The sequence below is a fragment of the Photobacterium alginatilyticum genome (genome assembly GCF_009910675.1).
GTDB lineage: Bacteria > Pseudomonadota > Gammaproteobacteria > Enterobacterales > Vibrionaceae > Photobacterium > Photobacterium alginatilyticum.
This window is the reverse complement of sequence record NZ_RSEJ01000074.1, coordinates 1-2915: the sequence shown is the minus strand read 5'-3', so window position 1 is coordinate 2915 and position 2915 is coordinate 1. Positions and strand designations below refer to the sequence as shown.

Genomic DNA, 2915 nt, shown 5'->3' with positions numbered 1-2915 from the left:
CAAAGAACGAAACAACCTGCGTTTCCCAGAACTTTAAGGACAGCCCTACGATGAGCGAATGGCCAAAGAGTTCCCGTTCTTGGGCGATGCGGTTACGACCAGATCAAAAAGCAGGCTTTTCCGATGCCTAACGCCTGCAATAAGGTGCGCCACGATAAGCTCACCAAGCGCACTGTACTCCATACCAAAACCGCCGAGTGTAACGCGTCACCCTTGATTGCCTTGTTACGCCTGCCGATCAAATACAGTCAGATTCATTTTTTCCTGGAGTTTTAAGACAATTAGCAATCTGAACAATTTCATGAGCTGATTTACCATCTAGTTTATAAAATGAGACTTCAGACTCTGTTGCTAACCATTGTAAAGAAATATTGAATTTTTCCTTATGACTAGTTTCTAGAGACAAGTCTACTTCTTTTATATTTGTAAGATCACCATCATCTGATACTTCAATAAGAACACCATTTGATGGTAAGTCATTAATGAGTATTTCAGACGTCGGTGAGTCATGCTCAGGCTGGCATCCAAACAAAGTAGATGATAGCAATACCAATAGTAAAGTGGACCTTACTTTGTGCATACGAATTTATCCTCAGGAAACAGGCCAAAACCAAACAGTTGACTTGGAATAATGCCTCCCACCTCTCATTGCAAATTCAATCCATGAACTATACCTAGTTAATCTGCTGCCATTCCATAAGTCGATATGATCACCTTGATTATTAGGCCCATAATAATCTTTAAAGAAAATTATTCCTTTTTTCCCCTTTATCATAGAGAAACCCTCACTGGCTTCAAACTCTATAACTTGCTTAAATGGTGACGATGGGCCTTTTAACCAATTTGCTAACTCTTCAGCTCTCAGAATATGTCCAGGTTTATGACCATGCCAACATCTGACACCTCGAAAGCCTTTCGTACTAATCCCAGCTCCTTCGAGTGCGACTCCAAGCCTAATTGCACATTGATTTTCAAATGCTTTTTCACCAGATTCGTTAGTACAAGGAAAATCATCAAAGAAATTTTCAACTGATGGGTGAGCTTCCCATATCATCCCAAATTTCGACATTCTATTACTCCCTTTTTTATCGCCCGGTATAAACTAATTTACGTAAGCAATATAAATCCGGAGGAAATATTTATATATAAAATCAGATCTGGTGACACAATAAACCTGAAGTAACTTCCAGTTTTCTAGGAACTAGTTACAAACTGCAATTTGAAATGCGAAGAGATACCAAGGCGTAACGCCTGGCATAAGGTGCGCCACGACTAACCGACCAAGCGCACCGAGCTTCCTACCAAAACCGCCGAGTGTAACGCGTCACCTTGATGCCTTTGTTATGTACGTGATCGACATTAACCCCAAAAACACCCAAATTGGTCGAGTTCTAAAACCTCAGTGAATGTTTTTAAGTCTTTAACTGAAGGTGTTGGCTCATAAATATGCCATTTAAGATCCGACTTCATCCAATACACTTTCCATTCATCTCGAGATTTTAGGTATGTTGCTTTGGCTACTGGACTTTCTTGCATTTCACTTGGATCATTCCACTTCGGGCGGATTTCGAATACTTCTATAGATTGCCCTTTAATACGATACCAAATATCGACCTCTTTTCGGATTTCTACTGGAGGCCGACATGTATCTAAATATGCTTCAATTACCTTTTCATGTCGTTTTTGTTCAAGTTCAGAAAATGCCATAAGAATTGTCTCAATTACCAATTTTTAATCATTTTACGTCTTCCACAAACTTAAACCAATGATATGACTGCATGTTGAGTGAAAAGTACATAACGCCTGGGATAAGGTGCGCCGCGATGAACTCACCAAGCCAACTGAACTTCAAACCAAAACTGCCGAGTGTAAAGCGTCACCTTGATACCTTTGTTATGTGCGAACTTTTAGCTCTAAGCCCTTACATTCAATCGTTATTAAACCGCACTCGCCAGACATTTTGTAACCATTTGGAGATATAGCTAATGAATCTATATTTCCATAATCTCTAGAGCCATCAATATCAGTTGTATAATGGACTGAGCTTTGTGGTTTTAAACCGATAATAGTCGTTACAGTCGTAAAGATTAACTGAGCTTTACGATAACAAGTGTATTCATCTGCTTTCGGTGTGACGTAATGTTTTGATTCAGGCCAAATACTCAACTCAAGTTCAAATACTAGCTTCGAATCAACCCAGCTCCAGCCTAGAACAAATGAATCTTGAAGGTCAATTCCAATTAGCTCATCCAACATGATTCCTCCTAGCACATAACGCCTGCAATAAGGTGTGCCCCACTGAACCAACAAAGCACACAGAACTCCGTACCAAAACCACCGAGTGTAACGCATCACCTTGATTGCCTTGTTATGACTCATGACCACACATAGCATGAATACTCTTTTCCACGATCATCGACGGCTACGGCTCTTACGTATATCTGATGATTTTTTGCCATAAAGACTTCTGTACGATATTCAGCTAAGTGCTCTAACGAAACTCCATGGCTTGCAGCATGTTTAGGAAACCAGTCACGGTAGTAACCGATAGATTTACGCACTCGTGGTGTAAGTTTAAACAGCTCTTCAGTTTTGACTGGGTGCCATGTGACAGTGACAACTTCACCTTTTTTAAGCCTTGCAAGCTTAAATAAATCTTCAAAGATAAAAGCGTCATCAACATAGTTGCAACCACCAACAAACGAGTGAGTGAAGTTATGTATCATTGATTTAATGAGCTTGTATTTCACTGGAATACCTTTGAGTTATAACGCCTGCAATAAGGTGCCCCACGCTAAACTAGCAAAACACACCGAACTTCATACCAAAACCGCCGAGTGTAACGGGTCACCTTGATTGCTTTGTTATGCAGTTGATTCACGCCACATAGTTTCAGTAATCTTATACAGGCAATG

Annotated in this window: 5 protein-coding genes; all 5 read right to left on the bottom strand. The window is 40.2% G+C overall.

The window, feature by feature from the left end:
* Window positions 1-238: 238 nt before the first annotated feature.
* Window positions 239-580 carry a hypothetical protein gene (locus EIZ48_RS27820; RefSeq protein ID WP_160658605.1) on the bottom strand — a complete coding sequence of 114 codons (342 nt, stop codon included), beginning with the start codon at window positions 578-580 and terminating at the stop codon, window positions 239-241.
* Window positions 581-592: 12 nt separating this feature from the next.
* Window positions 593-1069 carry a type VI secretion system amidase effector protein Tae4 gene (locus EIZ48_RS27815; protein WP_128786632.1) on the bottom strand — a complete coding sequence of 159 codons (477 nt, stop codon included), beginning with the start codon at window positions 1067-1069 and terminating at the stop codon, window positions 593-595.
* 290 nt (window positions 1070-1359) lie between these two features.
* Entirely contained in the window at window positions 1360-1707 is a 348-nt protein-coding gene (locus EIZ48_RS27810) for a DUF3024 domain-containing protein (protein WP_160658604.1), read from the bottom strand.
* A gap of 186 nt (window positions 1708-1893) precedes the next feature.
* Entirely contained in the window at window positions 1894-2256 is a 363-nt protein-coding gene (locus EIZ48_RS27805) for a hypothetical protein (protein ID WP_160658602.1), read from the bottom strand.
* Between the two features lie 119 nt (window positions 2257-2375).
* Window positions 2376-2750, bottom strand: a complete 375-nt coding sequence (locus tag EIZ48_RS27800; protein ID WP_160658600.1) for a hypothetical protein — start codon at window positions 2748-2750, stop codon at window positions 2376-2378.
* Window positions 2751-2915 lie beyond the last annotated feature (165 nt).

What these genes read in the sequence shown, in the direction of transcription:
- EIZ48_RS27820 (WP_160658605.1), bottom strand. Translation starts at nt 580, where the DNA reads ATGCACAAAGTAAGGTCCACTTTACTATTGGTATTGCTATCATCTACT.
- EIZ48_RS27815 (WP_128786632.1), bottom strand. Translation starts at nt 1,069, where the DNA reads ATGTCGAAATTTGGGATGATATGGGAAGCTCACCCATCAGTTGAAAAT.
- EIZ48_RS27810 (WP_160658604.1), bottom strand. Translation starts at nt 1,707, where the DNA reads ATGGCATTTTCTGAACTTGAACAAAAACGACATGAAAAGGTAATTGAA.
- EIZ48_RS27805 (WP_160658602.1), bottom strand. Translation starts at nt 2,256, where the DNA reads ATGTTGGATGAGCTAATTGGAATTGACCTTCAAGATTCATTTGTTCTA.